Origin of the sequence: Mesorhizobium sp. M5C.F.Ca.IN.020.32.2.1 (assembly GCF_004023105.1) — a bacterium.
Taxonomy (GTDB): domain Bacteria; phylum Pseudomonadota; class Alphaproteobacteria; order Rhizobiales; family Rhizobiaceae; genus Mesorhizobium; species Mesorhizobium wenxiniae.
Map to the genome: position 1 here is coordinate 1 of NZ_RZSX01000315.1, position 6551 is coordinate 6551.

The 6551-nt window shown below is 63.4% G+C and carries 5 protein-coding genes; all 5 read right to left on the minus strand.

The window, feature by feature from the left end; translation table 11 throughout:
• On the minus strand, positions 1-467 hold a 467-nt coding region (locus EOA86_RS17110), incomplete at its 3' end, for an outer membrane lipoprotein carrier protein LolA (protein WP_164891788.1).
• A gap of 167 nt (positions 468-634) precedes the next feature.
• A complete protein-coding gene (locus tag EOA86_RS17115) occupies positions 635-3289 on the minus strand; it encodes a DNA translocase FtsK (protein WP_128342724.1) in 2655 nt (884 codons plus the stop codon).
• Between the two features lie 274 nt (positions 3290-3563).
• Positions 3564-4991, minus strand: coding sequence for an ammonium transporter (locus tag EOA86_RS17120; RefSeq protein WP_128342726.1), 1428 nt, complete (start codon positions 4989-4991; stop codon positions 3564-3566).
• 31 nt (positions 4992-5022) lie between these two features.
• Complete coding sequence (locus tag EOA86_RS17125) at positions 5023-5361, minus strand: P-II family nitrogen regulator (protein WP_023800571.1); 339 nt, start codon at positions 5359-5361, stop codon at positions 5023-5025.
• Positions 5362-5580: 219 nt separating this feature from the next.
• The gene (gene tesB, locus EOA86_RS17130; RefSeq protein ID WP_128342727.1) at positions 5581-6456 is read right to left on the minus strand and encodes an acyl-CoA thioesterase II; all 876 of its coding nucleotides are present in this window, start codon (positions 6454-6456) and stop codon (positions 5581-5583) included.
• Positions 6457-6551 lie beyond the last annotated feature (95 nt).

A 6551-nucleotide genomic window follows, 5' to 3' on the forward strand; every position in this document is an offset into this window, starting at 1 on the left:
GTGGTGACGTCGTTCTCTTCCTTGACGCTTTTGACGCGGCCGCCAGAGAGGTCGATCTTGGTGTCGAGCAGCAGCTTGAGTGGCGTTTTCGACAGTGGGTAGAGATCGGAGGTTTTCAGCCGCTTGTTGAGGATGACCACCGACTTGCCGTCGGAAATCACCCTGAAATTCGACGTCCCGTCATAGTTGAACCGAATCTTGCCCGGCCGTTCCAGAAAGAACTTGCCGCCGGTCTGCTCGCCCTTGGGTCCGAACTGCACGAATTCGCCGGTCATCGATTTGACCGAGGAAAAATGGTCGGCGATCTTCTGCGCGGTGGGTGGCACCGCCGCTTGCGCCGACGCCAGCAACTGGACCCCGGGCACGACGTTGATGGCCGCAGCACCTGCCAGGACCAGGCCGAGGCCAAGCAGCTGGCGGCGGGTCGGGGCAAAATCGCTGGTCGTAGCGAAAGAGGAGTTTTTCATGCCGGTCACTCTCGTCTGGTTTATCTGTTGTCGCAGTGTTTGGCCCCCCAGTTGGGCTTAAGTTTGGCGACCTAACAGCGCTTCGTCGTTGCAAACGCGCCAGAAGGGTCATAGTTGCCGCCGTCGACCTTGCAGCCGGGCAAATCCCATGGTTCTTGCCGGTCGGATCAGAACTTGTCGTCCTCCGTCGGCACTAGAATCTCGCGTTTTCCGGCATGGTTGGCCGGCCCGACAATACCTTCCTTCTCCATCTTCTCGATGATCGAGGCCGCGCGGTTGTAGCCGATGCCGAGCCGGCGCTGGATGTAGCTGGTCGAGGCCTTGCCGTCGCGCAGCACCACCGCAACCGCCTGGTCGTAGGGATCGTCGGAATCCTCGAAATTGCCGCCGCCACCGCCCGAGCCACCCTTGCCCGGCGGCTCGTCGTCGTCCTCATCGTCATCCTCGGTAATCGCATCGAGATATTCCGGCACGCCCTGCAGCTTCAGATGCGCGACGATCTTCTCGACCTCGTCATCGGAAACGAAGGGGCCGTGTACGCGCTGGATGCGGCCGCCGCCGGCCATGTAGAGCATGTCGCCCATTCCAAGCAGCTGTTCGGCGCCCTGCTCGCCCAGGATGGTACGGCTGTCGATCTTCGACGTCACCTGGAAGGAGATGCGGGTCGGGAAGTTGGCCTTGATCGTGCCGGTGATGACGTCGACCGACGGCCGCTGCGTCGCCATGATGACGTGGATGCCGGCGGCGCGCGCCATCTGCGCAAGGCGCTGCACCGCGCCTTCGATGTCCTTGCCAGCGACCATCATCAAATCGGCCATCTCGTCGATGATGACGACGATGTAGGGCATCGGCTCGAGATCGAGGTTTTCGGTCTCGTAGATCGCTTCGCCGGTCTGGCGGTCGAAGCCGGTCTGCACGGTGCGCGAGATTTTCTCGCCTTTCTTCTCCGCCTGCTGCACCCGCGCGTTGAAACCGTCGATGTTGCGGACGCCGACCTTTGACATTTTGCGGTAGCGGTCCTCCATCTCGCGCACGGTCCATTTCAGCGCCACCACCGCCTTCTTCGGATCGGTGACAACAGGCGTCAAAAGATGCGGGATGCCGTCATAGACAGAGAGCTCCAGCATTTTCGGGTCGATCATGATTAGCCGGCAGTCCTGCGGCGTCAGCCGGTAGAGCAGTGACAGGATCATAGTGTTGATGGCGACCGACTTGCCCGAACCGGTGGTGCCGGCGACCAGCACGTGCGGCATCTTGGCGATGTCGACGATGACCGCCTCGCCATTGATGGTCTTGCCGAGCGCCAGCGCCAGCTTGGCCTTGGTGGTCTCGAAATCGCGGCTGGCCATGATTTCCCTGAGATAGACGGTCTCGCGCTTGGCGTTCGGCAGCTCGATGCCGATGGCGTTGCGGCCCGGCACCACGGCGACGCGGCAGGCGATCGCGCTCATCGAGCGGGCGATGTCGTCGGACAGGCCGATGACCCGCGACGATTTGATGCCGGGCGCCGGCTCCAGCTCATAAAGCGTGACGACGGGGCCCGGGCGGACATGGATGATCTCGCCCTTGACGCCGAAATCCTCCAGCACGCCCTCGAGCAGGCGGGCATTCTGCTCCAGCGCGTCCTTGGACAGGCTGGCATCGCGCACGACGTTCTTCGGCTCGGACAGGAAATGCAGTGACGGCATTTCGAATTGTTCGGAGCCGATCAGCGAGGTCTGGGCTTCGCGCTGGACACGGGCGCCCGGAACGGGCCGGGGCGCCGGCGCCGCGACGCGGGTGGCCGCGTCGGAGCGGAACGGCTGCACCTTCGCATTGAGCGCAGTGCTGCGCTGGCCCACGGGCTCCGGCGCAAAATCCATGTCGTCGTCATCGTCAAAAACATCGGCGTCGTCGGGATCGAGCGAGGCGCTGCGGTCGTTGACCATGGCGGCGAAGAATTCAGGCTCGACGCGGGCCCGGCCATCGGCACTCATCCGCGATTCGGCAAATTCGGCCGATTCGACCCGCTCGGCAGCGCGCCGCCAGGCGCTGGCGCGCGGTTCCATCTCTGGTTCGAAGTCATCGTGCTCCCGGCGGCGCGCGGCACGGCGGCGGAGATAGGCGCGCAACGACAGCCACCAGTGCGTGATCGCGCCAAGCGCCAGAATGCCCTCGTCGCCCTCGTCCTCATCATTGTCGAAAAGCAGTTCGTCCTCGTCCCGGGGATCGGGCGCAGCCGGTTGCTCCAGGACCGGGAAACCGTTCTGGCGTGCAATTAGCGCCGAGCCGTAGGCAAACAGCCACAGTGCCGGCGCGGCGAGAAGCACGGCGAGCACGCTGGCGATGAGACCGGTCGGGTAGCCGCCGACTACGAAGCCGGGAATCTTGAGCACCATGTCGCCGAACACGCCGCCGAGACCGGTCGGCAGCGGCCAGGTCTTGGGGGGCACCACGCAGCCGGCGATGGCCGCGGCAAGCACCGCGTAGCCAAACCAGGCGAGCCCGCGCTTCGGCAGCCTGTCGACGCCGCGCGCCGAAAACAGCAGAAATCCCCAGACCACTGCCGGCACCAGCGCCGCGACGGCAGCAAGGCCGAAGAACTGCATGGCGAGGTCGGAGAAGACAGCGCCCACATAGCCCATGGCGTTGCTGACGATATTATCGGTGGCGTGGGAGAAGCTTGGGTCGGCGACGTTCCAGGTGGCGAGGCTGGCGATACCGAAGGCGACCAGCGCAAACAGGCCGGCACCGACCAGCCGGCCGACCTGACGCCGCGCGAACGCCCGGATGCCGTACCCCGTATCGGCCAGCGCGAGCGGTGCTGAAGCCCCTGAACGCATGCTCTTCCCCGTCTGTCGTTGCCTGGCCGATAGCGTGCGCGCAGCTCGGCAGATTCGGGCACCAGACTATCGGCGGGAAGGTTAAGGCAGCATTAACTATAAGGGGTTGGGGGAAGTATCTTGCGGCGAGTATCTGGCCTGGCCGTCTGCGCGCAAAAAAGAGGCCCGGAACGGGTCCGGGCCTCAATGCGTGAGCCCTTGCAGGAGCGTCACGACGGGATGGGAGGATGCAGGGCGGCCGAGGCCGCCCAGACAAGACTTACGGGTGCAAGGCTTACGGGTGATAGGCCGCTTCGCCATGCGCGGTGAGGTCGAGCCCTTCACGCTCTGCATCGGCTGTCGGACGCAAGCCTACGATCATATCGACGATCTTGTAGAGGATGGCGCTGCCGATGCCCGACCACAGGACGGTTACCAGGACACCCTTGAACTGCGACCACAGCTGCGTCGCCGTGCCGGCATAGCCGGCGGCGAAGTCGGCTGTCGAATAATCGACGATGCCAGCGCCGCCGAGGGCGGGGTTGACCAGGATGCCGGTGCCGAGCGCGCCGATGATGCCGCCGACGCAGTGGATGCCGAAGACATCGAGGCTGTCGTCGTAGCCGAACTTGTTCTTCACGACCGAGACGAAGAAGTAGCAGACGCAGGTGGCGACGATGCCGAGCACGATGGCGCCCATCGGACCGGCAAAGCCTGCAGCGGGTGTGACGGCGACAAGGCCGGTAACCGCGCCCGAAACCGCGCCAAGCATCGACGCTTTGCCGCGCAGCAGCGTTTCGAGCACGATCCAGGTCACTGCCGCCGCCGCCGTGGCGACGAAGGTGTTGACCATGGCCAGCACCGCGTAGGCGTTGGCTTCGAGGTTCGAACCGGCGTTGAAGCCGAACCAGCCGACCCACAGTAGCGAAGCGCCGACCATGGTCAGCGTCATCGAGTGCGGCGCCATGATGTCCTTGTTGTAGCCGATGCGCTTGCCGATCATCAGCGCCCCGACAAGGCCGGCGATGCCCGCATTGATGTGAACGACCGTGCCGCCGGCGAAGTCGATGGCGCCGAAGCCGAAGATGAGCCCCGACGGGTCGCTATAAGCGCTCGGGCCGCCCCAGAACCAGACCATATGCGCGATCGGAAAGTAGACGAATGTGACCCACAGGATGGTGAAAAGGATCACGGCCGAAAACTTGACGCGTTCGGCGAAGGCGCCGACGATCAGGGCGGGCGTGATGCAGGCGAAGCTCATCTGGAAGATGACGAACACCAGTTCAGGAATGGCGACGCCCTTGGTGAAGGTTTCCGACACCGTCGTCACGTCGACACCGGCAAGAAACATCTTGGAAAGGCCGCCGACGAAGGCATTGCCGGGGGTGAAGGCAAGGCTGTAGCCGTAGAAAACCCAGACGATCATGACCACGCTGGTGATGGTGAAGACCTGCATCAGCACCGACAGCATATTTTTGGCGCGAACCAGACCGCCGTAGAAAAGGGCAAGGCCGGGAATGGTCATCAACAGCACCAGGATGGTGGAAATCATCATCCAGGTCGTGTCGCCCTTGTCGACGGTGAAGGCCGGCGCCGCTGGCGCTGCCGGTGCGGCCGGAGCCGCTTCCTGCGCGAATGCGGCGACCGTGCCCAGTGCTGCGATAGCGAGCGAGCCCAGCAGCGCGGTGCGCGTCGCCGACTTCAAAGTAGAAGGAATATTCATTGAACTCTCCATTGGAATACGTGTCCGCAGCTCAAAGCGCGTCGGTGTCTGTTTCGCCGGTGCGAATGCGCACCGCCTGGTCGATGCCGAAAACGAAGATCTTGCCGTCGCCGATCTGACCGGTCTTGGCCGCCGCGGTGATGGCTTCGACGGCCTTGTCGACCATGTCCAGGCCGACCGCGACTTCGATCTTGATCTTCGGCAGGAAGCTGACCGCGTATTCCGCCCCGCGATAGATTTCCGTGTGTCCCTTCTGACGCCCGTAGCCTTTGACTTCGGTGACGGTCAGGCCCTGGATGCCGACTGCGGTGAGCGCTTCGCGCACCTCGTCGAGCTTGAACGGCTTGATGATTGCCATCACGATTTTCATAAGGTTTCACCCTTTGCTGTTGCGGTCCCCCGCGTTTGTACGACGTCGCCGATCCCCATGAGAGCCGGAGAGTGCCCGCTAGGATTCAAGCTCCGTGCCAGTTGCCGAAGCAGGGTGTTAACCCGTTGTTAAATAAGGGACTAGGGAAGGTTTGTTGGCTGACTGTTCATAGTCGCGACAACGCAGTTGATTAAAAAATAGGCAATTTTGCAAAAATGCCTATTCGGCGGGCGGCCGCTTCAGCCTGATCAGGCCCTCCTGGGCAACCGAGGCGATCAACGTGCCGTCGCGGGCAAACAGCGACCCACGAGTGAACCCCCGCGACCCTTGCGTCGACGGGCTGTCCTGCGTGTAGAGCATCCAGTCGTCGAGCGGATGGCTGCGGTGGAACCACATGGCGTGATCGAGGCTCGCCGCCTGGATGTCGCTATCGAAAATGGCGCGGCCATGCGCAAAGGTCGAGGTATCGAGCAGCGTCATGTCGGAGAGATAGGCAAGCACTGCCGCCTGCGTGGCGCGATCGGCCGGAACCGGGCCGGTCGTGCGGATCCAGATGTTCTGCTTCGGCTCCAGCTTTTCCCGGCTGGTGTAATGCTCAAGCATCACCGGTTTCATCTCGATCGGCCGGTCACGCTCCCAGTAGCGCCTGATGCCGTCGGGCACGGCCTCGCCGAACTTGCCAATCAGTTCGCGCTGCGACAGCAATGTGTCGGGCGCCGGCACGTCCTGCGGCATCGGCACCTGATGCTCGAGCCCGGTCTCATCCTGCTGGAACGAGGCTTCCAGCGAAAAGATCGCCTGGCCGTGCTGGACAGCCACGACACGGCGCGTGGTGAAGGAGCCGCCGTCGCGGATGCGGTCGACCTGGTAGATGATCGGCACCTTGGTGTCGCCGGGCCGCATGAAATAGCCGTGCAGCGAATGTACGTGGCGTTCGGGCTCCACCGTTCGCTGGGCGGCGACCAGCGCCTGGGCGATGGTCTGGCCGCCGAATACGCGCTGCCAGTCAAGTTTGGGGCTGCGACCACGGTACAGGTTGTGTTCCAGCTGCTCGAGGTCGAGAATGCCGAGAAGCTCGTCCATGGCCGCCGTCATGTTTCGCGCCCCTCACCGCAAAGTGTTATGGCGGTTTCCGACAGGAATGGCGGGCAGTCAAGGCCGGAAGGGAATTTGGCCGGAAAGGAATTTGC

What these genes read in the sequence shown, in the direction of transcription:
- EOA86_RS17125 (WP_023800571.1), bottom strand. Translation starts at nt 5,361, where the DNA reads ATGAAAATCGTGATGGCAATCATCAAGCCGTTCAAGCTCGACGAGGTG.
- EOA86_RS17115 (WP_128342724.1), bottom strand. Translation starts at nt 3,289, where the DNA reads ATGCGTTCAGGGGCTTCAGCACCGCTCGCGCTGGCCGATACGGGGTAC.
- tesB (WP_128342727.1), bottom strand. Translation starts at nt 6,456, where the DNA reads ATGACGGCGGCCATGGACGAGCTTCTCGGCATTCTCGACCTCGAGCAG.
- EOA86_RS17120 (WP_128342726.1), bottom strand. Translation starts at nt 4,991, where the DNA reads ATGAATATTCCTTCTACTTTGAAGTCGGCGACGCGCACCGCGCTGCTG.